Annotated in this window: 22 protein-coding genes; 9 read left to right on the top strand and 13 right to left on the bottom strand. The window is 60.0% G+C overall.

Features of this window, described 5'->3' with window-relative positions; all coding sequences use genetic code 11:
• Positions 1 to 10: 10 nt before the first annotated feature.
• Genes AC1DCP_RS14050 through AC1DCP_RS14040 form a run of 3 tightly spaced genes read right to left on the bottom strand, consistent with a single transcriptional unit; the run spans position 11 to position 4567 of the window.
• Positions 11 to 922 carry a DMT family transporter gene (locus AC1DCP_RS14050; RefSeq protein ID WP_035200396.1) on the bottom strand — a complete coding sequence of 304 codons (912 nt, stop codon included), beginning with the start codon at positions 920 to 922 and terminating at the stop codon, positions 11 to 13.
• Positions 919 to 3321: a PIG-L family deacetylase gene (locus AC1DCP_RS14045; RefSeq protein ID WP_476774357.1), complete on the bottom strand. Its 2403-nt coding sequence runs from the start codon at positions 3319 to 3321 to the stop codon at positions 919 to 921. The genes AC1DCP_RS14050 and AC1DCP_RS14045 overlap by 4 nt, the downstream gene beginning before the upstream one ends.
• A 19-nt stretch (positions 3322 to 3340) precedes the next feature.
• Entirely contained in the window at positions 3341 to 4567 is a 1227-nt protein-coding gene (locus AC1DCP_RS14040; protein ID WP_013761100.1) for an ROK family transcriptional regulator, read from the bottom strand.
• 245 nt (positions 4568 to 4812) lie between these two features.
• Between AC1DCP_RS14040 and AC1DCP_RS14035 the strand changes: the two genes are divergently transcribed.
• The 6 genes from AC1DCP_RS14035 to AC1DCP_RS14010 are packed head-to-tail and all read left to right on the top strand — an operon-like array spanning position 4813 to position 11330.
• Positions 4813 to 6078 (top strand): extracellular solute-binding protein, encoded by a 1266-nt coding sequence (locus AC1DCP_RS14035; RefSeq protein ID WP_019566690.1) that lies wholly within the window; start codon positions 4813 to 4815, stop codon positions 6076 to 6078.
• Positions 6079 to 6094: 16 nt separating this feature from the next.
• Positions 6095 to 7036, top strand: a complete 942-nt coding sequence (locus AC1DCP_RS14030) for a carbohydrate ABC transporter permease (protein ID WP_004431252.1) — start codon at positions 6095 to 6097, stop codon at positions 7034 to 7036.
• Positions 7033 to 7875 carry a carbohydrate ABC transporter permease gene (locus AC1DCP_RS14025; protein WP_013761103.1) on the top strand — a complete coding sequence of 281 codons (843 nt, stop codon included), beginning with the start codon at positions 7033 to 7035 and terminating at the stop codon, positions 7873 to 7875. The genes AC1DCP_RS14030 and AC1DCP_RS14025 overlap by 4 nt, the downstream gene beginning before the upstream one ends.
• A gap of 4 nt (positions 7876 to 7879) precedes the next feature.
• Positions 7880 to 9394 carry an argininosuccinate lyase gene (argH, locus tag AC1DCP_RS14020; RefSeq protein WP_476774356.1) on the top strand — a complete coding sequence of 505 codons (1515 nt, stop codon included), beginning with the start codon at positions 7880 to 7882 and terminating at the stop codon, positions 9392 to 9394.
• The gene (locus tag AC1DCP_RS14015; protein WP_004431247.1) at positions 9394 to 10434 is read left to right on the top strand and encodes an ABC transporter ATP-binding protein; all 1041 of its coding nucleotides are present in this window, start codon (positions 9394 to 9396) and stop codon (positions 10432 to 10434) included. The genes argH and AC1DCP_RS14015 overlap by 1 nt, the downstream gene beginning before the upstream one ends.
• The gene (locus tag AC1DCP_RS14010; protein WP_476774355.1) at positions 10431 to 11330 is read left to right on the top strand and encodes a carbohydrate kinase family protein; all 900 of its coding nucleotides are present in this window, start codon (positions 10431 to 10433) and stop codon (positions 11328 to 11330) included. Before AC1DCP_RS14015 ends, AC1DCP_RS14010 begins: the two co-directional genes overlap by 4 nt.
• Before the next feature lie 12 nt (positions 11331 to 11342).
• On the opposite strand, the gene betC is transcribed toward AC1DCP_RS14010, so the two are convergent.
• Positions 11343 to 12857, bottom strand: a complete 1515-nt coding sequence (betC, locus tag AC1DCP_RS14005) for a choline-sulfatase (RefSeq protein ID WP_149916225.1) — start codon at positions 12855 to 12857, stop codon at positions 11343 to 11345.
• A gap of 14 nt (positions 12858 to 12871) precedes the next feature.
• Positions 12872 to 13825 (bottom strand): choline ABC transporter substrate-binding protein, encoded by a 954-nt coding sequence (gene choX, locus AC1DCP_RS14000; RefSeq protein ID WP_476774354.1) that lies wholly within the window; start codon positions 13823 to 13825, stop codon positions 12872 to 12874.
• A 94-nt stretch (positions 13826 to 13919) separates the two neighbouring features.
• Between choX and AC1DCP_RS13995 the strand changes: the two genes are divergently transcribed.
• Positions 13920 to 14816 carry a choline sulfate utilization transcriptional regulator gene (locus AC1DCP_RS13995; RefSeq protein ID WP_004431240.1) on the top strand — a complete coding sequence of 299 codons (897 nt, stop codon included), beginning with the start codon at positions 13920 to 13922 and terminating at the stop codon, positions 14814 to 14816.
• Positions 14817 to 14846: 30 nt separating this feature from the next.
• On the opposite strand, the gene AC1DCP_RS13990 is transcribed toward AC1DCP_RS13995, so the two are convergent.
• A complete protein-coding gene (locus AC1DCP_RS13990) occupies positions 14847 to 16298 on the bottom strand; it encodes an aldehyde dehydrogenase (protein WP_112391502.1) in 1452 nt (483 codons plus the stop codon).
• A 16-nt stretch (positions 16299 to 16314) separates the two neighbouring features.
• Positions 16315 to 16512, bottom strand: coding sequence for a hypothetical protein (locus AC1DCP_RS13985; RefSeq protein ID WP_149916223.1), 198 nt, complete (start codon positions 16510 to 16512; stop codon positions 16315 to 16317).
• Positions 16513 to 16644: 132 nt separating this feature from the next.
• Between AC1DCP_RS13985 and AC1DCP_RS13980 the strand changes: the two genes are divergently transcribed.
• Positions 16645 to 17520, top strand: coding sequence for a helix-turn-helix transcriptional regulator (locus AC1DCP_RS13980; RefSeq protein WP_149916222.1), 876 nt, complete (start codon positions 16645 to 16647; stop codon positions 17518 to 17520).
• 86 nt (positions 17521 to 17606) lie between these two features.
• Here the strand turns inward: AC1DCP_RS13980 and AC1DCP_RS13975 are convergent, their stop codons facing one another.
• Positions 17607 to 18350 carry an SDR family NAD(P)-dependent oxidoreductase gene (locus AC1DCP_RS13975; protein WP_004431234.1) on the bottom strand — a complete coding sequence of 248 codons (744 nt, stop codon included), beginning with the start codon at positions 18348 to 18350 and terminating at the stop codon, positions 17607 to 17609.
• A gap of 26 nt (positions 18351 to 18376) precedes the next feature.
• Positions 18377 to 18766: a DoxX family protein gene (locus AC1DCP_RS13970; protein WP_188352055.1), complete on the bottom strand. Its 390-nt coding sequence runs from the start codon at positions 18764 to 18766 to the stop codon at positions 18377 to 18379.
• Positions 18767 to 18919: 153 nt separating this feature from the next.
• On the opposite strand from AC1DCP_RS13970, the gene AC1DCP_RS13965 reads away from it, so the two are divergent.
• Positions 18920 to 19303: a winged helix-turn-helix transcriptional regulator gene (locus tag AC1DCP_RS13965; protein WP_188352065.1), complete on the top strand. Its 384-nt coding sequence runs from the start codon at positions 18920 to 18922 to the stop codon at positions 19301 to 19303.
• A 5-nt stretch (positions 19304 to 19308) separates the two neighbouring features.
• On the opposite strand, the gene AC1DCP_RS13960 is transcribed toward AC1DCP_RS13965, so the two are convergent.
• Genes AC1DCP_RS13960 through AC1DCP_RS13945 form a run of 4 tightly spaced genes read right to left on the bottom strand, consistent with a single transcriptional unit; the run spans position 19309 to position 23205 of the window.
• A complete protein-coding gene (locus AC1DCP_RS13960) occupies positions 19309 to 20121 on the bottom strand; it encodes an ABC transporter ATP-binding protein (RefSeq protein ID WP_112179400.1) in 813 nt (270 codons plus the stop codon).
• The gene (locus AC1DCP_RS13955) at positions 20118 to 21152 is read right to left on the bottom strand and encodes a FecCD family ABC transporter permease (protein ID WP_476774353.1); all 1035 of its coding nucleotides are present in this window, start codon (positions 21150 to 21152) and stop codon (positions 20118 to 20120) included. The genes AC1DCP_RS13960 and AC1DCP_RS13955 overlap by 4 nt, the downstream gene beginning before the upstream one ends.
• A gap of 2 nt (positions 21153 to 21154) precedes the next feature.
• Complete coding sequence (locus AC1DCP_RS13950) at positions 21155 to 22198, bottom strand: FecCD family ABC transporter permease (protein WP_476774352.1); 1044 nt, start codon at positions 22196 to 22198, stop codon at positions 21155 to 21157.
• Positions 22195 to 23205: an iron-siderophore ABC transporter substrate-binding protein gene (locus AC1DCP_RS13945; RefSeq protein WP_476774351.1), complete on the bottom strand. Its 1011-nt coding sequence runs from the start codon at positions 23203 to 23205 to the stop codon at positions 22195 to 22197. Before AC1DCP_RS13945 ends, AC1DCP_RS13950 begins: the two co-directional genes overlap by 4 nt.
• Positions 23206 to 23407 lie beyond the last annotated feature (202 nt).

Here is a 23407-nt window from a genome sequence, read left to right as displayed (position 1 = left end):
GCGGCACCTTTCACCGCCGGCCGCGCAACTTCTTCAAAAGATATTCCGCAAAGGCGGTTGCCTGCAAGGAGACGAGAATGATGGCAATGCCAAGAACAACACGGGCTTCGGGCACCTCGTCAAACAGGAAGTATCCCACAGCGGTCACGAACAATATCGACAGATATCCGACGGGCGCCAGAACACTGGCGTCAGCGATGCGATAGGCCCGCAGGAAGCAATATTGCCCCATTTGCGCAAGCAGGCCGATGGCGAGCAGCGCCACCCAGTCGAGCGGCATGACCGGTTTCCACGTCCAGATCGCCGGAACGGCGGTAATGACGGCAAGACCCACCGTGTAGAACACCATCATGACAGTGGTGTTTTCCTGCCGCAGCGCCCGGGTCTGGATCACCGCAAGCGCGCCGAACACGACGGAGACGAGGACGACGAGCACGCCTGCGTTAATCTCCGCGCCGCCCGGCCCGATGACTACAAGAACGCCAACAAATGCGAGACAAGCGCCGACCCAGCGATATCGGCTTACCTTTTCACCGAGAAAGACAACCGCCATGGCCATCGTCACCAGCGGGCGTGAGAAGCCGACAGCATTGACGGTGGCGAGCGGCAAGAGGGTGATGGCGACGAAATTGCTGGTGAGTGCAATGGCGTTGCAGCAGATTCGGAAAAGGTTGCGCCAGGGATATTTGACGCGCGCCATTTCCCCCCGGTGTCGCCAGATAAGCGGCAGGATGAAGATCAGGCCGATCATCGCTCTTATGAAGACGAGCTGAAATGCCGGATAGGTCACACCCTGCGCCTTGACCAGGGCCGTCATTCCGCCCGAAACGAGGGCCATATCCATGAGCAGCCAGCCGATGCCCGCGCGAGCATCGTTTTCGCGCGGGTTTTCCTGTTTTTCACTCTGGTCCTGGCCATTCACGCGGGTTGCACAAGGTTGGCCATGAGGCGAAATGCCCCCGGCACCAGCTTGTCCATCTGGTGGTGCAGCACGAGGCTTGTATGCGTATGCCGGCCCTTGCCAATGGCTGCCGAGACCAGCGCCCCTTTCAGAGGCTGTTCATCGACATCGTGCATGGCGAGCAGGGGTTCATAAGCATCATCCCAGCGCGCAGCGAAATAGAGCCCTCTCTCCTTGTCCCAGCCCGTCCAGTCGGCAGCACCGATCGTGTTGGGCCCGACAAGCAATGGATGATCGGGCAATAGCACCGTTACCTCCGCGTTAGGGTCCGTCACCCGCCAACGCAGGGAAGGCTTACCGATCTCAAGCCGCCTGACGGGCGTCGTCTCGGGATTCCATCCGTCGGTCGGCCGGTGATAGAGCGTGACAAGATGGCCGCCTTCTTCGACGAAGCGGTGAAGCCTTTCGGTTGCCGCAGCCAGATCCTTGCGAATGCCGAAGGCGAAGATGCCGACAACGATTGTCGTGAAGGACGAGAGATCACCGCCAAGCGCCTGCGCATCGAGTTCGGTGACATCAAGACCCATGCGCGAAAGCCATGACCCGACCCGGTCGGCACCGCCGCCGATATAACCGACGCGCGCCCCCTCGGGCAGCTTGAGATCGAGCGAGAGGATTTTCAGAGCGGAGGGTGCCAGAAACCGCGCCCGGCCGATATGCGGATATGCGATGGGCGTGATCTGGAAGGCAGGTTGCGAACCGACAAGCGCTTCGATCTGGGCAAGGCCGACCGCTGTCTCACCGGTACGTTCGGCAATCCAGTCATTGCCGGTCTTGCGCAGGTTCCAGCCACCCGTACTCCTGAACGACAGCGGTGCATCGGCACCCTTTATGTGTGCCTGAAAAACATGGGAATCCTGCCCCTGCCCAAGTGGAACCAGAAGCGCATCGGGCGAAATCGTCAGCGACTGCGCCGGCGTCACGAAAAACGGTTCCTCCAGATCGAAAGCGGCCAAAACCTCCCTGCCTCCAATCCTTACGGACAGGCGCACCGAGGCATGACCATTGCCGCCTGAGGCTTTCCAGTCGGGCTGGTAAAGCCCGGAAACGGCCGCGTCCTGATCGGCGGCAAGTGAGAAGACCATTGTCTGGCCACGCGAATGAACCGAAGACGATACGCCAGCCGGAAGGACCGGGGTAACCTCGACGTCAAATTCAGCCGCCTTTCCCGCGAGTTCCACATAGAGAGATGACGTCCCACCCGGAACGATCTCGGCTGGCTCGGCATAGGCCCGCTCGAAAAGATCGAGTGCCGTCAGGATAGCGGCATCGACCTGCGCCCGTTTGCGCGCGATCCGGTGCCCATGCAACTCCCTGAAGTCCTGCGCTGCGGCCTCGTCGACCTCTTGCAAAAGGGCTGCCGCCGTCAGAAGTGAGGCCGTGATCCGCTGCGTGTCGGGAAAGGCATCGATTGCGTCAGTGATTGCCTGTTCGGCCGCAACCAGCGCCTTTGCCAAATCGGCGGTAAGACCCGGAAAAGCCGAGAGATCAGCCAGCGACGACGGCAGGCTGTGGAGGATCGAGCTTTCCTCACCGCCCGCGACGTTGGAGAGCTCGAGATGCAGTGGCCATGCTTCCTGCGCCCGCTTCGGCCAATGCCCCATTCCCTGTGAGGCATGATAATAGCGCGACCATTCGCCGATGCGGTCGTATTGCGCGCCGGTTGCCCGCTCCTTGCCCACCGCATTGACTGTCAGCGTCGTTTCCGGCGGAGGCACCTCGTCATCATAGGTGTCACCACCACCAGACCATGCAGGAAGATAATATTTGGCCACCTTCCACGGCTTCAGCCCCTCGGAGAAATGCTCGGGATAGGCGGCAGGATCGGCCGCCAGCGTGATCGCGCTTTTCGCCGCGCGCGTCATGGCGCGGTGATGCCCGTGTTGTCCCGGCACATCGAGAAATGTCGGAATGACGATATCAGGCCGTTCCTTTCGATAGGCGCGCACCAGCCGCTCGACGATGCGCTGCTGCCCCCATCGACCGAAGGTCTGGTCGCCATCCTTGGAGAAGCCGAAGTCGTGGATGATATCCACCGGGCCATGGCCGAGCCAGCTTATGTCCGCATCGATGATGCGGGCCGCCTCCTCCAGCTCCCGCGACCGGATGACACCAAGCGCGCCCAGCCGCTCCGGCCCAAGCGCATTCTGCCCGCCTTCACCGCGCGTCGAGCAGGCGATGATGATCCGCATGCCCAGTTCCATCCGGAAATAGGCAAGAAGCCCGTTCTGCTCGTCGTCCGGATGCGCACCGGTGTGCATGACGGTGACAGTGGATTTCAGTGCGCTCAGTTTACGGTGCAGACGCACGAGCCATGGATCGGCCATCTGCCGTTCGATGCGCTCCCGGGGGTTAAGCATGGGCGGTCTCCTCCAATATTCAGCCGGGCACCTGCGCTGCGGCGCCCAGGGACGTCTCAAGTTTTGGTGTGACAATGTCGAACAGCGGCAAGGCGGCAGCACCAAGCGCCGCCGTCAACTGTCCGGACTTGCCGTGGATGACGCGCGGCAACTCTCTTTGCCGCCGGCTTGCAACCGAAGTCGGCAGATGCCCCATCCGCGCAATGATCTCGCTGATGATGTTTTCAGGCAGCGCACCGCCGAGAATGACCGTCTGCGGATCGAGAATGTTCTCGAGCATCGCCACCATGGGCGCCAGATGGACGGCTGCCTCGTCGATCCATTCCATCACGACCGGATTGCCCGCGCTGAACAGGGCTTCAAGATCATCAAGCTCCGTGTCCGCAACACCGGCGCAGACGAGCTTTTCCTTGAGCACATAGACGGAAGCATAGGCCTCCAGGCAACCTCTTTGCCCGCAAGACGGGCAAGGCCTTCCCTTGGGCGAGACCGTCACATGGCCGATTTCGCCGGCGTTGCCGAAAGCGCCGCGATAGGGCGAACCATCCTGGATGATGCCGAGACCAATACCGACGCCGAAATAGATCATGCAGAAATTCGGGATAGCCAGCCCTGCGCCGAACAGGCGCTCGCCGACGGCAGCGGCCGTCGCATCGTTTTCCACCACGACCTGTTGGCCGCAGGCATCGCTCAGCATCTGGCGGGCATCGATACCCACCCAGCCGGAAAGCGTCGTCGGACCGACAGACGTCATGCCGTCAATCTCGAAAGGCCCGGGCATGACGACGCCGGTGCCAAGCAGCCTGCACCCGACATTCTTCGCAACCGCTGCATGTTCCGCCGCAAAGGTTTTGAGTATGGCGTCCGGCGTGGTGTCCTTGAGCGGGGTAACGCGCTGCGTGCGCAACACGCCGGCCAGATCAAGACCGACGGTGACCATATGGTCTGCGGCAATCTCCACCCCGATCGTTGCGCCACCATCCGGGTTGACAGCAAACTGTATCGGCGGCTGGCCCCTGCCGGTGCGCCGGCGACCAAGCTCTTTCAGGAGCCCCTCGCCCACCAGCTCATCGACGATATTGGCGACCGCCTGGGGTGTGAGATGCGTGATCTTGGCTAACTGGGCGCGACCGAGCGAGCCGTGCCGCCTGACGATGTCGAGGACGACTCGCCTGTTGTGTTCGCGGCTGCGCTCAGGATTTTTTCCGATTGCTACGGGATAGGTATCCACCGTGTGCACCGTCATCTCTTCAACTTCCCGTCCGTTAGAAAATTCATAGCGTCGAAGTGAGGATAAGCGCAATATAATAATTCAAGTAAATTATGTTATTGACAAATGCTCGCCTTCAGAGAACCGTAGAGAGCGACCGGGGGTCAGAATTGCAAGGGGCGGAACGCGTAAAAATCCCGCTGCCGGCAAATCGATGAGCGCGCGCGAAAGCGCGGATAAAGGGAACGATCACTCCGCATCCGGAAGACCGGGCGGAGAAAATGGAGGCTTACATGCGCAGGGCAACTTTGTTCGCCGGCTTGGTCGCCGGTTTCAGCACATTTGCATTCAACGCCGCGCAGGCGGTTGAAATCGAATATTGGCAATATGTCTTCGACACACGCGTCAAAGCGATGGACGAGCTTATCGCCGAGTTTCAGAAGGCCAATCCGGATATCACCGTCAAACAGGTGACCTTCCCTTATGCCGACTACCAGACGCGAGTGATTGCCGCCAACATGTCCGGTAAAGGCCCTGACGTGATGCAGCTCTTCTACGGCTGGCTCGACAAGTTTGCAGCCGGCGGTATCTTGCAGCCGCTGCCGACAGACGCTTTCCCGCATGACAAGATCGAAAGCGAATTTTTCCCCATCGTCGGCGCCATGAAGCGCGGCGACGATTATTACGGCCTGCCGACGGCGGTTCGCTCGCTCGCACTTTTCTACAACAAGAAGCTCTTCACGGAAGCCGGTCTTGATGCCGCCAATCCGCCGAAGACGCTGGACGAATTTGTTGCCGCGGCGGAAAAGATCGCCAAGCACGATGCCGCCGGAAACCTGACCGTTGCAGGCTCCACGCTCGATATGGGCGGTCAGGACCACCAATGGTGGCGCGAAGTTCTTATCCGCCAATATGGCGGCGAGCCCTACACCGACAACGACCAGAAAGTCACCTATGACAGCGAGGCGGGCATCCAGGCGCTGAAGTTCTATACGAGCCTGCAGCTTGAAAAGAAGATCGGTCAGGTGGGCTTTATGGACGAAGGCCAGGCTGCCTTCCGTGCGGGCAAGGCAGGCATGACCATCGACGGCACGTTCAGGCTTGGATCTTTCAGAACCATCAAGGACTTCGAGTGGGGCGTGACCGAGCTTCCCACCAATGACAAGAATATCCGCTCCAACTATGCCAGCTATTTCGCCAATGGCATCAGCGCCAAGACAACCGGTGAAGAACTGGAAGCGTCGAAGAAATTCCTCGCTTACATCTCCTCACCGGAAGCCATGGCGATCTGGCTGAAGACGGTTGGCGAGTTGCCGGCGCGGCGATCTGCGGCGTTGACCGAGGAGAACCTGAAAGACCCGATCTATGCACCGTTCCTGAAGGGTCTCGAATACGCCCATACGACACGGTTCATGGATGAGGCAGCCCAGCGGCAGAACGCCATCGACATGACGAACCGGATTTTGCTCGAGGGTCAATCCGTCGAGGAGTCCATCAAGCAGGCCGCCAGCGCCGAGCAGGAAATCATCGACGCGGCCAAACCGTAAAACCGCAGGTCCAATCATGACAGCGATCGATCAACAGGGGGCGGCATCCGGCCGCCCCGGCGGCTCCTTCGGGGATCGCTTTTCCATGCGCACGAAACGGCTTGTGTGGATCTGGAGCTTTCTTGCTATCCCGATCCTGTTTTACAGCATCATCCGTTTTTACCCGACGTTGCAGGCCTTCTGGTTGTCCTTCACCAACTGGGACCTGCTGCGCCCGGCAAAGTTCATCGGCGTTGCCAATTACGTCAAGCTGTTCAAGGATCCGCAATTCTGGAAGGTTTTCAAGAACACCTTCACCTATCTCATCGTCGGCACGCCCATCAGTCTGGTTCTGGCTTTCGTCATCGCCTTTTATCTGGATCGGGTGCGGATCCTGCACGGTTTCATCCGCGCGCTTTATTTCCTGCCCTATCTGACGACGGCAGCGGCAATGGCATGGGTCTGGCGCTGGTTCTATCAGCCGCCGCCGATCGGCATCATCAACGACGTGCTTGGCATGATCGGAATTCCCCAGCAGCCATTCATCCGTTCCACCGATCAGGCGCTTTATTCGGTCATGGTGACGTCCATCTGGGCGGGGCTTGGTTTCCAGATCATCATCTTCATGGCGGGCCTGCGCTCCATTCCGACGACATTTTATGAGGCCGCGCGCATCGACGGACTTGGCGAATGGGCGATCCTTCGAAAGATCACGCTGCCGCTCCTGAAACCAACCACCGTTTTCCTGGTCGTCTTCTCCTCAATCGGGTTCCTGCGCATTTTCGATCAGGTCTACAACATGACCACCAACGATCCGGGTGGACCGCTAGGCTCAACCAAACCGCTGGTGCTGATGATCTACCAGACCGCGTTCAACTCCTATGCGATGGGTTATGCCGCCGCGCAGACGGTTGTCCTGTTCACCATTCTTCTTGTCGTGTCGCTGGTCCAGCTCTGGGTTCTGAGGGAAAAGAAATGAGCGAAGCGTTGCCACTCTCCCACGCCCGCGTCCGCCCCGGCCGCATCCTTGCCTGGACGCTGCTGTTCATCGGCGGCCTGATCATGATTTCGCCGCTGCTCTTCATGTTTTCGACCTCGTTCAAGACCGCGGATCAGGTCTATGATCTCAGGCTCATTCCCGCAGCACCGACGCTTGCGAATTACATGACTGTCTTGGCCGACGGCCGTTTCCTCCGCTGGTTCTTCAACTCGATGTTCGTTGCGGTCATCGTCACCGTCTCCAACTGCTTCTTCGACAGTCTGGTCGGTTATACGCTGGCCAAATTCGAGTTTCGCGGTCGCTACTTCATCTTCCTCGCGATCCTTTCCACACTGATGATCCCGACCGAAATGCTTGTTATCCCCTGGTATCTGATGTCCAGCCAGCTTGGCTGGCTCGACAGCTACTGGGGCATCATGTTCCCGGGAATGATGACGGCCTTCGGCACCTTCCTGATGAAGCAGTTCTTCGAGACGGTTCCGAACGACTTCCTGGAGGCAGCGCGTGTCGACGGGCTGAACGAATTCCAGATCTGGTGGAAGGTAGCCCTGCCGCTGGTGACGCCTGCCCTTTCGGCGCTTGCAATCTTCACCTTCCTCGGCAACTGGACAGCATTCTTCTGGCCCCTGATCGTGACTACCAGCAAGGAGCTGTACACGCTGCCCGTCGGCCTATCGAGCTTTGCGGTGGAACAGCAGATCCAGTGGGAAATGATCATGACCGGCGCCGCCATTGCGACCATCCCAACCCTTATCGTCTTCATCGTCCTGCAACGCTACATCGTTCGCGGTGTGATGCTGGCAGGTCTGAAAGGATAACATCATGGCCGATATGAACCCGCGCCTGTCGGATACCAGCAAGTTTCCCGACCCAGTCTACAAGGAAACCGTGCTGCGTCCGCTTTTCGATGGCGCCACGAACCACCATGTCGACGGTTTCCGCCGCATCGACCGCGCCCATCTGGTCATGCTGCGCGAGACCGGCATTCTCGATGCGGACACGGCAGCAAAAATCGCCGGAGCGCTTGATGACATCGACAGGACCATCAATCCGTCGGAGCTGGTCTATACCGGCGAGGTCGAGGATTTCTTCTTCCTGATCGAAAAGGAGCTGAAAGCCCGCATCGGTGTCGATGTGGCAGGCCGCCTGCACACGGCACGCTCGCGCAACGACATCGATCACACGCTTTTCAAAATCGGCCTGAAAGACAAGATCGACACGCTCACTGCCAAGGCGCGGCTTCTGCTGGCCGCCCTGATCGACGCCGCCGAGCGCAATGAGAAGACGTTGATCGTCGCCTATACGCACGGACAACCGGCCCAGCCCACCACCTTCGGCCACTATCTTTCCGCCGCCATCGAAGTGCTGATCCGGGATATTGACCGCTTCACTGAGGCCCGGCGTATCGTCGATCTCTCACCCATGGGCGCTGCGGCCATCACCACGTCCGGCTTTCCCATCGACCGGGCACGTGTCGCCGAACTTCTCGGCTTTGCAGCACCGTTGCGCAATTCCTATTCCTGCATCGCCGCCGTCGACTATACGACAGCGACCTATGGCGCCATCGAATTGATGTTCCTGCATCTCGGCAGGCTCATTCAGGACTTCCAGTTCTGGACGAGTTTCGAAGTCGGGCAGATCTACGTACCGAATTCGCTAGTGCAGATTTCGTCGATCATGCCGCAGAAACGAAACCCGGTCCCGATCGAACATCTGCGCCACCTTGCTAGCCAGACATTCGGGCGGGCACGGACCATGCTCGACGTGATGCACAACACGCCCTTCACCGACATGAACGACAGCGAGGGCGAAACCCAGGGCATGGGTTACGAAGCCTTCGCCTCTGCCGGCCGGGTGCTCGATCTCCTTGCCAGCCTCGTCGGCAAGATCAGTATCGATCCGGAAAGGGTCGACCAGAATATTCGCCGTTCCTGCATCACCATCACGGAACTGGCAGATTCTCTTGTCCGCATCGAAGACCTGTCATTCCGCCAGGCCCATGAAATTGCCGCAACCGTCGCCAAAAGCGTTGTCGCGCTGAAGGGCGACCTGCCGAACGACGGTTACCAGCCGTTCCGCAAGGCGTTCGAGGAACTGGCAGGACGCGAGACTAGTGTCGATGAGGAAAAGTTTAGGCAGATCGTCTCGCCCGAGCACTTTGTCGCCGTGCGCAGCCGCTTCGGCGGCCCTGCCCCGGAGCCGATGCGCGAGGCGATTGCGGCCTATCGCGACAAACTTGCTGCGTTTGAAGCAGAAGCACAGCGATCCACCGACTACGAAGCGGCAAAAGCCGCTGAGCTTGCAGAGAAATTTACCGCCCTGACGGGAGCGCGATAATGGCGACAATCGAACTCAATCAACTCGTAAAGCGCTACGGCAAGGTGGAGGCAGTCAAAGGCATCGACCTTGCCATTGAAGACGGCGAATTCGTCGTTTTCGTCGGTCCTTCCGGCTGCGGCAAATCCACGACACTCAGAATGATCGCGGGTCTGGAAGAGATTTCGGGCGGAACGCTGAAAATCGCCGGAAACGTCGTCAACGAGAAAGAACCGAAACAGCGCAACATCGCCATGGTCTTCCAGAACTATGCGATCTACCCGCATATGACGGTTCGCCAGAACATCGGCTTCGGGCTCTATACCTCAAAGCTCGACAAGGCGGAAAAGAACCGGCGTATCGAGGAGGCCGGTCGGGTACTCGGACTTGAGGCATTGCTCGACCGTCGGCCCGCGGCTTTGTCAGGCGGGCAGAGGCAGCGCGTCGCCATCGGCCGCGCCATGGTGCGCGATCCCTCAGCCTTCCTTTTCGATGAGCCGCTCTCCAATCTCGACGCCCAGTTGAGATCGCAGATGCGCATTGAAATCAAGCGCTTGCACCAACGTCTTAAGACAACCACCGTCTACGTCACTCACGATCAGGTGGAAGCGATGACCATGGCCGACCGGATTGTCGTGATGAAGGACGGCCATATCCTTCAGGTCGGCACGCCCTCGGAACTTTACGAGACGCCGGTGGACGTCTTCACTGCGCGCTTCATCGGCAGCCCGTCGATGAACCTGCTGCGGGGCAAAAGAACGACGAACAGCGTTACACAGTCTGCCGATGGCGATCTGCTGATTGGCATTCGCCCCCATGATCTGCTGGTTGGAGAAGGCGAGACAACTCAAGGGTCCTTCTCGCTGGAGGGAACAGTGACAGCCGTGGAGCCGCTCGGCCCGGAAACGCTGGTTCATCTGGACACGCCCACGACCTCGGTCATCGCGACAGCAAGGGGCAAAGCCATTCCCCAGGTGGGTAGCCGCTTGCAATGCGAGGCGCAGGCAGGCGCGCTCTATCTTTTCGATGCCAAGACGGAAAAGCTTCTGGGCCGCGCATGATGACGACAGACACGGAAAAGTCAGCGGTCATCAGTATCGGCCGAATCTATTGCGACCTCATTTTCACCGGGCTTGACGAATTGCCGGTGCTCGGACGGGAGCTGTTTGCCAGCGACATGGAAATCGCCGCCGGTGGCGGGGCTTTCATTGCGGCTGCGCATTTCGCCCATATCGGCCGCTCGGCCACGCTGCTGGCACGGCTCGGCACCGACACCTTCTCACGTGCCATCGGCGAGAAAATGCAGCAAAGCGGTGTAGACCTGCAATTTCTGGAACACTCGGCAGATGCGGGCCCGCAGGTCACCGTCGCGACGGTGGTTGGCCATGACAGGGCGTTTTTGACACGGCGCGCCGGTATCGCCCGGCCATCGACCCTTGATGCCGCCTTTTCGTGGAACGGGGCCTGCCATCTGCACATCGCAGAATTCGCCACGCTGAACGAAATCCCCGATCTCGTCGCCCGCGCCAGGGACAGCGGACTGTCCGTCTCGCTCGATCCCAGCTGGGATGCCTCGCTGATTTACGACAAGGGCCTGCTCAAGGCGTGTGATGGCGTCGACGTGTTTTTGCCCAACCTCGAAGAAGCCGAGGCGATCACAGGCCATTCTGACCCTGAGGCGGCGGCCAGGGCCTTGTCGGGGTCGTTTCCTGTCGTCGCCCTGAAAGGCGGTGCAGAGGGCGCCTGGGTGTCCTCGCAAACAGGCCTACACCATGCCGCGGCGAAGAAGGTACCCGTCGTCGACACGACAGGCGCGGGTGATGCTTTCAATGCCGGTTTCATCGATGCGTGGCTTCGGCGGGCGGACGAGAAGCAATGCCTTGAGGCAGGCGTCGCGGCGGGTAGCCTTGCCGTGCAGGCCACGGGCGGCGCGCCGAGAACGACCGCCGCCGCATAATCCCTGCCAGCGTTATTCCCCGCGTGGAAAACGCTGGTTTTCCTCCAGTACGTTCAAGTCCATGTGGTTGCGCATGTATCGTTCCGAGGCTTTCTGCAACGGCTGATAATCCCACGGGAAATAGGCGCCGTTTCGCAGCGCCTTGTAGACCACCCAGCGCCGCGCCTGACTTTCCCGCACCGATGCGTCGAAAACGGGCAGCTGCCAGCGTCGGCCGATTTCAGCCGAAAGCCATGACAGCACATCCGCGAATTCAGGATTGCCGGCAAGGTTTATCCGCTCTTCAGGATCCGTCTCGAGGTCGTAGAGCAAAGGCGGATCCGCTTCGCAGACTGAGAGCTTGTAACGGCCATCCCTGATGGCGACGAGTGGCGCAATCGAACCTTCGGCGGCATATTCCATCGGCACCGGCCCACGCTCGCCTGTTCCTGCAGCCAAAGCCGCAAGGTCTTCGCCATCCGTCCAGCGTTTCAGTGAGGTAATATCGAGGCCTGCCAGACCGCATAGCGTCGGTGTGACATCCAGCGTCGAAACCGGCGCGTCGATAAGCGCCGGTCGCCAGCCGGGTGCCGCGATCATCAAGGGCACACGGGCCGAACCCTCGAAAAAGCACATCTTGAACCACAGGCCGCGCTCGCCCAGCATATCGCCATGGTCGGAGAGGAACAGGATGATCGTGTCCTCCTCCATCCGCGTCGCCTTCAATACGTCGAGAATTTCGCCGACCTTCTCATCGATATAGGAGATATTGGCGAAATAACCGCGCCGCGCCCGGCGTATCTCGTCGGGTGAAATATCGAAGGCCTGATGATCACAGGCTTCCAGCAACCGCTTCGAATGCGGATCCTGCTGCTCGAAGGGAAGCGCCCCTATCTGCGGATCGAGCGCCGGGCAATCCTCATAGAGATCCCAGAATTTCCGCCGTGCCACATACGGGTCATGCGGATGGGTGAAGCTGACGGTCAGGCACCACGGTCGGTCATCGAGCCGGCGCGACAGATCGTAGAGCTTGCGGGTTGCGTGATAGGCAACCTCATCGTCATATTCCATCTGATTGGTGATTTCGGCAACGCCCGCGCCGGTGACCGAACCGAGATTGTGATACCACCAGTCGATCCGCTCGCCCGGCTTGGTATAATCAGGCGTCCAGCCGAAATCCGCCGGATAAATATCCGTCGTCAGACGCTCTTCGAAGCCGTGCAGCTGGTCCGGTCCGACAAAATGCATCTTTCCGGAAAGGCCGGTGTAATAACCAGCTGCCCGCAGGTGATGCGCATAGGTCGGAATATCCGACGCGAATTCGGCGGCATTATCGTAAACCCGCGTCCGGCTGGGCAATTGACCGGACATGAACGAAGCCCGGGCCGGCGCGCAAAGCGGACTTGCCGTATAGGTATTGGCGAAACGGACAGACCGCTCCGCCAACGCTTTCAGATGTGGCGCGTGGAGAAAATCGGCCGGGCCATCGGGAAAAAACGTCCCGTTGAACTGGTCGGCCATCAGGATCAGGATATTGGGACGCGGCATTTCACCCTACAGTCTCAGAGGCCAAGCTTGCCTTTGACGGCATCCGCACCCGGCTTGCCATCCAGCGTGGTAACGCCCTGCAGCCAGCCATCCAGCGATTTCGGATTGGCCTTCAGCCACGTCGCTGCCGCCGCCTTGGAATCCTCGCCACCGAGAATGGAACCCATCAGGGCATTTTCCATGCCGATATCGAATTTGAGGTTCTTGAAAAGCGTCGCCGCATTCGGGCATTGCTGCGGCCAGCCGGTACGGGCAAGCGTATAGACCTCGGCGCCACCGAAATTCGGGCCGAAATAGGCGTCACCGCCGGAGAGATAGGCGATATCGATCTTCTCGTTCATCGGGTGCGGCGCCCATGCTAGGAAGACGACCGCCTTTTTGTTTTTTCCGGCCCGTTCCACCTGCGCCAGCATCGCCTGCTCGCCGGATTCGACAAGCTGCCAGCCCTTCAAGCCGAAATCACTGGCATCGATAATCTTCTGAATGTTCTGGTTGGCGGGTGCGCCCGGCTCGATGCCGTAAATCTTGCTTTCAAATTCGTCAGCGTGTTTGGCAAGATCAGAAAAATCCTTCACGCCCTTTTCGGCCATATAGGAAGGCACTGCCAGGGTGAACTTGGCGCCTTCAAGGTTTTTCGTCATCACGTCGGCCGCCTTGGCGGCGTTGAGGTCGTCAACGAAGGATTTCTGGGCGGGCATCCAGTTGCCGAGAAAGACGTCGATCTCACCGTTTTTCATGGCCTGATAGCCGATCGGCACCGACAGCGTCTTGACGTCAGCCTCATACCCCAAAGCATCGAGCAGAACCGAGGCGACGCCATTGGTGGCGGTGATGTCGGTCCAGCCGGGATCGCTGAGGCGAATGGTCTTGCAGGCCGCATCATCAGCGGCATAAAGCGGGGTGGAGAAGGCCGCCACGGACAAAAACAGACCGGCGGCGATGCGGTGCATACGAGAAACGGTTTTCATTGCGGCTCCCCTTTTATTAGTCCAGTTTATTGAACACCACATTGTTTTTGCCTGTGAAGCGGGTATTTTTCGATGACTGATATAAGGAATTTCTATGACAGAGCGGCCGCTCGATCTTGGATGGATGCGCATTTTTACCGAGGTCGCCCGTCGCGGCAGCCTGACGGCAGCGGCGGCGTCCCTGCGGCTGACCCAGCCAGCTGTCAGCTATCAGATCCGCCGGCTGGAAGACGATCTGGGCGTTGCACTGGTGCGGCGTAAACATCGCGGCATCGAGTTGACGGCCGAGGGGCTAAAGCTGTTCGAGATCGTCTCGCGCAATGTCGATGCCATCGATCTTCTGGCCCAGCAACTTCGCCGAACGGAGGAACGGCAGACAATCCGCCTGCACACGGACTATGCCTTCTCCTCTCTCTGGCTCATCCCGCGCATGCATGGTTTTCGCGCGCTCAATCCTGACATCAACATCCAGATCGTCGCCACGCAGGATCCGCTCGGACAGGGCAAACACGACAGCGACGTGATGATCATCTTCGGCACGCGGCAGGATGCCGGCGACGGCGCGGTGCTGCTGCTTTCGGAGAAGGTCACGCCCGTCTGCTCGCCGGCGCTTTTGGCGGAGCAGTCGGCACCCGAAACCGTGGCTGATTTTTCGCGGCTGAAACTCATCCACCTCGAAAATACCTCACAGGCGCACTGGTTCGACTGGGCGTCCTATTTCAAGCATTTCGGCGTGCTGAGAGGCGCGGAAAACGAAAGCGGAGACATCAGCTTCAACAATTACACCATGGTGGTTCAGGCAACGATCGGCGAACAGGGTTTTGCCCTCGGCTGGGCGGGACTGGTCGATCCGCTGGTCGAGGCAGGCGTGCTGGTGACCGCAGGCCCGAGTCTGGATGCGCCGGGTCGCGGCTACTGGTTGCTGAGGCCGAAAAGCAGCGACAGTGCGGTCAGAAAACTCACCGGCTGGCTGATCGACGAGAAGCGTTGACGTGACCAGCCAGCCGGTGATGCTTCCGGCTTAAATCGGGTAATGCAACGGTCCGTCCTGCAGCGTGACCCATCGCAGTTCGGTGAATTCCGCAATGCCCGCCGTGCCGCCGAAACGGCCGTAACCGGAGGCCTTCACCCCACCGAACGGCATCTGCGCCTCGTCGTGAACGGTGGGTCCGTTGATGTGGCAAATGCCACTTTCGATGCGTCCGGCTACCGCGAGTGCTTTTGCCTGATCCCTGCCGAAAATAGCTGCGGAAAGACCAAACTCGGTTTCGTTGGCGATACTGACTGCCTCATCGACGCTGCCGGCGCGAATGATGGAAACGACTGGGCCGAAGCTTTCTTCGGAATAGAGCCGCATCGCAGAGGTCACGCCATCGACGGCAAGCGCATCCAGCATGGTACCATTGCCGCCTCCGCCGGCCACAAGGCGTGCGCCTTTGGCAACGGCGTCATCCACCAGCGCCCGGATGCGGGACGCGGCCTCGGCGCTGACCAAGGAGCCAAGCGGCATTTTTCCCTCGCGAGGGTCTCCAGCCTTAAGGCTCGCCGCTTTTTTGGCAAAGGCCTCGACAAAGGTGTCGGCAACGCTGTCGAGTACGATGATGCGTTCCGTCGACATGCAGATCTGGCCCTGGTTCATGTAAGCGCCAAAGGCGGCCGCAGCCACTGCCGCATCGATATCGGCATCATCAAGCACGATGAAGGGTGCCTTGCCGCCAAGCTCCAGAAGCGCTGGCTTCAGGTAACGGCCCGCCGTTTCCGCAATGACACGACCGACGCGGGTCGAACCGGTGAAATTCACCCTTCTGACAGCCGGATGGGCGATCAGTGTTTCAACGATTTTCGCCGCATCTTCCGGCGCGTTGGAGACGGCGTTCAGCACACCTTTCGGCAGACCTGCCGAAGCGACGGCCTCGATGATCAGCGCATGGGTGCGCGGGCAAAGCTCCGAGGTCTTCATCACCACGGTGTTGCCACAGGCAAGTGGCGTGGCGATGGAGCGTACGCCGAGAATGACCGGTGCATTCCATGGCGCGATGGACAGAACGACGCCTGCCGGCTGGCGAAGTGCCATCGCCGTGGTTCCCGGGCGGTTGGAGGGAATGATTTCACCCTTTATCTGGGTCGTCAGGCTGGCCGCCTCGACCAGCATGTCGCTGGCCAGCATCACGTTGAAACCGGCCCAGGCATCCGTCGCGCCAATCTCCTCTTTCATCGCCAGCGTAATCTGCGGCCCGGCATCGCGGAGCGCCTGCGCCGCGGCAAGAAGCAGGCGACGGCGTTCGCCGGGCGGCGTTGCCGACCAGACGGGAAAGGCTGCGGCTGCGGCATCGGCCGCACGTGTGGCATCCTCAGGCGTTGCCGCCGCCGCACTGGTTGCCAGGTCCCCGGTGATCGGATTGTTGCGCTCGAAACGCTTGCCGTTTGCGGCTGGGCAATGGTCGCCACCGATGAAAAGATTGACAGTCTGCATAGTCTTCCTCCTGAATTCAGAAAATAGTGGCGGCGGCACCGCCGAAAAACGCCCGTTGCACGGTGGGACGGGAGGAAAAGGCTGCTGCCGTCCCCGCCCCTGCGATCCTTCCGGCGTCCAGCAGATAGTCGCGATCGACAAGGGCAGAGCTTCCGCGAACAACCTGTTGCGCCAGCGCAAGGCAGGACAGCGTTCTGCGCTTCATACCATTCATGATTTTCCTCCAACGGCGCAGTAGCGGGATTGCCGTTCTCCTCAAGGCTTCCCTGCGCTGATGGAAGTTTAGCAACGACAGGCGCATATAAAATGCACTAATGTAGTGCATTATTGTACTTTTGGAGGGTGAATGCCGCATCACGGCCAGATAGCTGCTAACAGGATCGAAACGACGGCGCGCATGCTGACTTCGTCCCTGCGCGTGTCGGAGTTCAAGCTGGAACAGGGCGCAGCCCATCTTGTCCTCGTCTCAGCCGGTGAAGCGGAGATCATTCAGGGCGAAAAGACACTTGTGGTTACCGCGCCGGGGCTGGCCTGGCTGCCTGCCTCCGGCCCCGCCGGCCGCCTGCGGCTGAATGCCGGAAGCCGCGGATCACTGCTGAAAACGACCGAAATCGGCCTTGCGCATGCCATGCCAACCGGAACGAGCGCAATCATGGTGCGCAGCACATTGCAGCGCGTTCTGACCCGGACGTTGGCTGAAAAGGACAGCCAGGAACTGGCGGGTTATCTCGACACCATCGCGGATGAGAGTTTCCGGTCATCGACAGGATCGGATACGATCATCGCCAGCCTGTTATCCGTCACCCTTATCCGCATCTGCCAGCATGCCATGGCCGAGGTCGCGGGCGCGGCCTCCACCGCAGGCAGCCTCACGGAGCGGTTTGTGCTACTTGTCAGTCAGCACAAACGCGACCAATGGGGCGTGGAAGACTATGCGGGGCAACTCGGCGTCAACCGTGAACGTCTTGGATTTGTGGTGCGCAAGGCAACGGGGCTTTCACTACAGGCCTATATTCACCGCGAACTGCTCTCCGAAGCGCGTGATCTTCTTCTCAACTCTTCACTGCAAGTCGCTGAAATTGCGTTTCGATTGGGATTTCAGGATCCTGGGTATTTCAACCGCTTCTTCACCCGCAATGAAGGCACGTCTCCCGGCCGCTTCCGGCGAACGGCGGTGCGCATACAGAACGTAGCACCGCCGTCCTATGCCGCATGGCCTTGAGTTCTGCCCGGCAGGTGCAAATCAGGAGCGGCAGAAGAGACAACGGAGCGAAGTGTCGGCCTGTTTGCCCGGCACTCCAACGGGCGTTAGCGGGCGCTGTCGATAATCTGGCCGCCGTCGGGGGTCAGGCTCGATCCTGTAATGAACCTCGAATCGCTGCTTGCGAGGAAGAGAGCCACCGGAGCGACATCCTCTTCAGGGGAACCGTAACGACCAAGGGCATTCGTGGGAGCAGGAGCGTCGACGCCCGCACCCCAGGTGTCGGCAACGGGAAGCAGGTTGTTCACGGTGATATTGTCAGGACCCCATTCGCGCGCAGCAGATCTCGTCAGGGCGCGGACGGCCTCCTTGGCAAGGTTATAAGGTCCATACGGCGACATGCCGAGAATACCGGCCAGCGACGCGAAATTAATGATCCGGCCCTCGCCACTGGCCTTTAAGTACGGATAACAAGCCTGCATCATGCGAAGATAGGCGATCGGCCCCATATCGAGGTTTCGCTGCAGTTGCTCGACTGTCAGCTCGAGGATCGGGGAGTGGACGACAGTCGGGTCGAACGCGACATTCACGAGAATGTCGATGCCGCCAAATACCTCCGCTGCCTCAGCCACAGCCCGGGTGATCTGTTGGCCATCGCCAAGATCACAGACGATGCCGAGCGCGGTGCCACCACTGGATTGTATCTGACTGACGACCGCGTTCACATTTGCAGGCGTCAAGGACAATACCACGACCTTGGCGCCCTCCCTTGCAAAGAGTTCTGCCGTCGCACGGCCAATCCCTCTGCCTGCGCCCGCCACGATGGCTACTTTTCCGGTCAGTTTTCCCATTTTGATTTCCTTTCGTGATGGATGCGTCAGAGCTGCCGTGCAAGGGCATAGGGGGATGGGACTTCGCGTGCAGCGTTCTGCATGGCGAAGGAAACGACGAGCAGCCCGAGGCCGATGGCGGCAGGCAGTGCGCCGGCAGATTTGCGGACGCCGATATGTGCAAGGCCGGACAGCAGCAGGTGAAACAGTACCCCCGCATACGCCAGATCGCTGATGGCGACGTTGAACCGCGCAAGGATGGCGATGACGGCGGCGATCTTCACCGCCGTCAGAAGAGGCACGAGGTAGGCAGGGTAACCGAAGCCGGTTATCGTCTCCCTCACCCAGTCGGATTTGACGACGTAGGTGACTGCCGACGCCAGATAGAGCAGGACGAGAAGGGTTGTTGCGACCCAGTAGATATAGAATGAAGACATGGGATATCCATTGCCGCCGAATGTCTTCGGCAGCTTGATTTGTTCAATATTTTCGTTGTTCCGGAACAGCTTGGGGCTCATGATCCGGCGTTCACATGGAAAATGTGCTATTGAATGAATATGCGCAAGTAGGATGAATTTGGCGTGGTAAGTATGGAAAACCAGACTAATGGCGGTGAAACCATTAACATGCACGAGGAAATGCGTCGCGCTTTCGCGCTGCTTTCCGGCAAGTGGAAGCTCGAAATCATGTGGCTTCTCAACCAGCGGATCTATCGTTTCAACGAGCTGCGCAAAGCCATTCCCGGCATCACACAGCACATGTTGACCTCTCAATTGCGTGAGCTCGAGGCCGATGGACTGGTCTCTCGCACCGTCTTTGCAGAGGTTCCGCCACGCGTGGAATATGAAATTACGGCAAAGGCGAAAGGACTTGGCCCGACCATGGAGGCATTGATGGTATGGTGGAACGAGTACGGCGCGAGCGTTCCGGTTAAAACCACCACCCGTGGACGCAGACGGTCACCGCAAAAATAGATGGATTATTGCGGCCGTTGCGCCGCCGTCCTGTGCCGCCCGATCGGCAGCATCATTGGTTTGCCCGACGTCGGGTCTTCGATGACACGGCTTTCTATGCCGAAGACGTGCCGCACGTTTTCTTCCGTCAGCACCTCCTCCGGCGTGCCGCAGATATGCAGCTTTCCACCGGTCATGGCGACCAGATGATCAGCGTAGCGCGCCGCGAGATTGAGATCGTGCAGCACCATGACGATGGTGGTCTGACGGGCATGGTTGAGGTCCGTCAGAAGATCCAGCACTTCCACCTGATGGCTGATGTCGAGGAAGGTGGTGGGTTCGTCGAGTAGCAATATCTCGGTCTCCTGGGCGAGCGCCATGGCGATCCATACGCGTTGCCGTTGCCCGCCGGAGAGTTCGTCCACCGGCCGCTCGGCAAGTTCCACCGTATCGGTGGCGACGAGGGCTGCGGCCACGGCCTCATCATCCTGGCGCGACCAACGCGCGAAAAGGCCGTGATGCGGGTGCCGGCCGCGGCTGACCAGATCGGCAACGACGATGCCCTCGGGCGCAATCGGTGACTGCGGCAAAAGACCCATCCGTCTTGCAAGTTCGCGCGAGGGAAGACGGTGGATCGACTTTCCGTCGAGCAGGACCTGCCCGGCGCGGGGAGAGATAAGCCGCGACATGCTGCGAAGAAGCGTGGACTTGCCGCAGGCATTGGCGCCGACGATGACGGTTATCTGGCCGCGCGGAACGACAAGATCCAGCCCTTCGATGATGAGGCTATCACCGTATCCGGCCGAAAGACGGTTCACGGAAAGGGAGTGGCTGGTCATAAAGAGCCTCCGCTGCGGTTTACCCGCACGATAAGGTAGATCAGATAGGGCGCGCCGAGCGCGCCGGTGACGACGCCGACCGGGTAACGGCCCGGCAGCAGGAACTGGCCGCAATAATCGCCCACCAGCACCAAGGCTGCCCCAACGAGCGCAGCCGGAATGAGCAGCGACCCATTGCTGCCAACGATGCACGCGGCAATCGGCCCGGACAGAAAGGCGACGAAAGCAATCGGTCCCGACACTGCCGTGGCAAAGGAGATCATGCCGACGGCGGCGATAATCACGATGATGCGCGTTCTCCCCACCTGGACCCCAAGCGCCGCGGCCGCATCATCGCCAAGCCTCAATGCCTCGAGATCGCGCGCGCGACTGAGCAGCAGGCCGCCAAAAAGGATGAGCGCAACGAAGAGCGGCAGCGTCTGGGCAAGTTTTGCGCCGTTGACGCTGCCCGTCAGCCAGCGCATCGCCTCCTGCAGCGTCCAGGCCGGTGCAACGGACAGGATATAGGCGATGAAACTTTCGAGCATGGCCGAAACGCCGATGCCGACAAGGATCAGCCGCGTTCCGGCAACCCCATTGCGGAACGACAGCAGATAGACCAGCAATGCGACGCCAAGCCCGGCGACGACGGCGAAAACAGAAACAAGCGGTCCACTCAGATGCAGGACGACGATGGCAAACACCGCTGCCACGCTTGCGCCGGAACTGATGCCGATAATGTCAGGGCTGGCAAGCGGGTTGCGCAGCATGATCTGGAAGGCGACACCACCCAGCCCGAAGCTCAGTCCCGCGAGAACGGAGAGCAGCGCGCGTGGCAGGCGCAACTGCCCGACCGTGAAAGTGACCCCGGCAATGTCCTCTCCGAGCAGCACCCGCAGGACGTCACCGGGCGGCGTGAAGGATTGTCCCAGCATCAGCGTCAATGCAAAAACCGCGATCAAAAGAGCCGAAAGGGCTGAAATGACAAGGCGGCGCCGGTGCTGGCGGGCGTGACGATTGGAAACCAATGTTTCCATGACGGACGTGTGCATGTTCACAGTTCGCGTACCCGCTGGCGTCTGACGATCCAGATGAAGAAAGGTGCGCCGACAAGGGCGGTGACGATACCGACATCGAGTTCGGACGGCCGTGCCACGATGCGCCCGACAATATCGGCCGCAAGCAGCAGACAGGCGCCGCCGAGCGCGGAAAATGGCAGAAGCCAGCGATTGTCGACGCCAACGAGCAGGCGGCAGAGATGCGGAACCACCAGCCCGACGAAACCGATAGGCCCGCAGATGGCAGTCGCCGCGCCGCAGAGGAGGATAGCACCAAAGGATGCAATGGCTCTCGCGAGCACGACATTCTCGCCGAGACCGGCGGCCAGCTCATCACCAAGCGCCAGAGAATTCAGCTTGCGTGCCGAAATAAGGCTGATGGCAAAACCGGCGGCGAGAAACGGCAGCACGGTCTCAATCCGCTCAAAGGTCGCACCACCGACACCGCCGATCTGCCAGGAACGGATGCCGCCGGCAATATCGCTGCGCGGCAGCACGACGGCAATGACGAGTGAGGAGAAGGCGACAGAGGTGGCGGCACCGGCCAGAGCGAGTTTTAGCGGCGTTGCCCCACCCCGTCCGAGCGAGCCGACGACATAAACGAAGACCGCAGCCGCACCTGCCCCGACAATCGCCGTGATGATAAAGGCCTGCGCCGAGGCAATGCCGAACCAGACGATGGCGATAACGACGGCAAGTGATGCGCCCATATTCACGCCAAGAATACCGGGATCGGCAAGCGGATTGCGCGTAACGCCCTGCATGATGGCGCCAGCGAGCCCGAGCGCTGCCCCGGACAGCAGGGCAAGCAGCGTTCGCGGCAGGCGAACCGCAACAGCCGCTTCCGCCACCGTCTCCACGCGACCGGCAAGCGCTGCTGTGATGTCAGCGAACGTGACGTCACGGGTGCCAATCGCGACGGAAAGCGCACATAGCAGCGCCAGAAGCGCCAGCACGGCGATAAGCCATGCGGTCCGCATGCGGTTGGAGCGGCCACCTGGCAGCACGGCCGGACCTTTGCCAGGCCCTTCCATTGTCATTTCGCTTTACCGGAGGACTTATCCGCTGCTTTCGCCAGAAGATCGGCGTAATCCTTCAAAACCCAGGAAATCGACAGCGGTGTGGGATTGGATGCGGTGCCGAGCGGATCACGCCCCAGCATGACGATTGCGTCATGGGCAACGGCGGGCATGCGGGCAAGCAGCGGATCGGCCCGCATTGCCTTGAGCAATGGCTGGCTGCCATAGGTCACGACGATATCGACATCGTCAAAGGCATCGACTCGCTCGGCGCTGACGCCGGCGGCGAATTGCCCCGGTTTCGTCGCCTCCGCCACGCTCTTCGGCGAGGTCAGCCCAAGATCGGTGAAAAATTTCACCCGGCTGTCATTGGCGGTATAAAAATTGACGACGCTGAGATTGGTGGCATCGAGATGGGTGACGAACATCGCTGACTTGCCCTTCAGCTGCGAATGGCCGGCAGCCACCTGCGCGATCTCACCCTCGATGCGTTTGATCAGCGCCTCACCTTCCGGCGCCATGCCAAGCCCGGCACTGTTCAGCCGGATCATCTCGCACCAGTCGGTTGCCCACGGTGACACGGGATAGGCAACGACCGGTGCGATCTGGCTTAGCGTATCGTAGTCGGACTGGCTGAGGCCGGAATAGGCGGCGAGAATGACATCCGGCTGCGTTGCCGCCACGGCCTCGAAATCGATACCATCACCCTCGTCAAACAGAACAGGCTTTGAAGCACCCAATTCAGAAAGCTGCTTCGCCACCCAGGGCAGCAATCCATCACCGTCATCATCGCCGAAATTGGCAGCGGCAAAACCGACGGGTACGATGCCGAGCGCCAGCGGCACCTCGTGGTTTGCCCAGGCGACGGTCGCGACACGCTGAGGCTTCCTCGCAATCGTGGTCGTGCCGAAGGCGTGTTTGATGACGACGGGATAGCGCGTCGCCTCTTCCGCCGAGGCAATGGTCGGCGCGATCATCGACAGAAAAAACACGAATGCCGGCGCGAGGCAGCGAAACAGGAAAAGCATGGGCGAAGCTCTCAACGGTTCAAAAGTGGACTTGAACTCTCAGCTTCACATGCCCCCGTCAACCCCGGTGAGGAAATGCCGCCACAACAGTGGTGAAATTTCCGGGGTTTTGTACAAAACCGCAAAAAGTTACAATACCGGACAAACTTTCTCAAGTTATTGGGCGCTTCGAGAGCGGGCCGTGGAAGCGGCGATTGGGGCA

It is taken from the genome of Agrobacterium sp. 10T429 (assembly GCF_056393925.1).
Note: the sequence above shows the minus strand (reverse complement) of the source record. Positions and strands in the feature narration are given on the sequence as shown.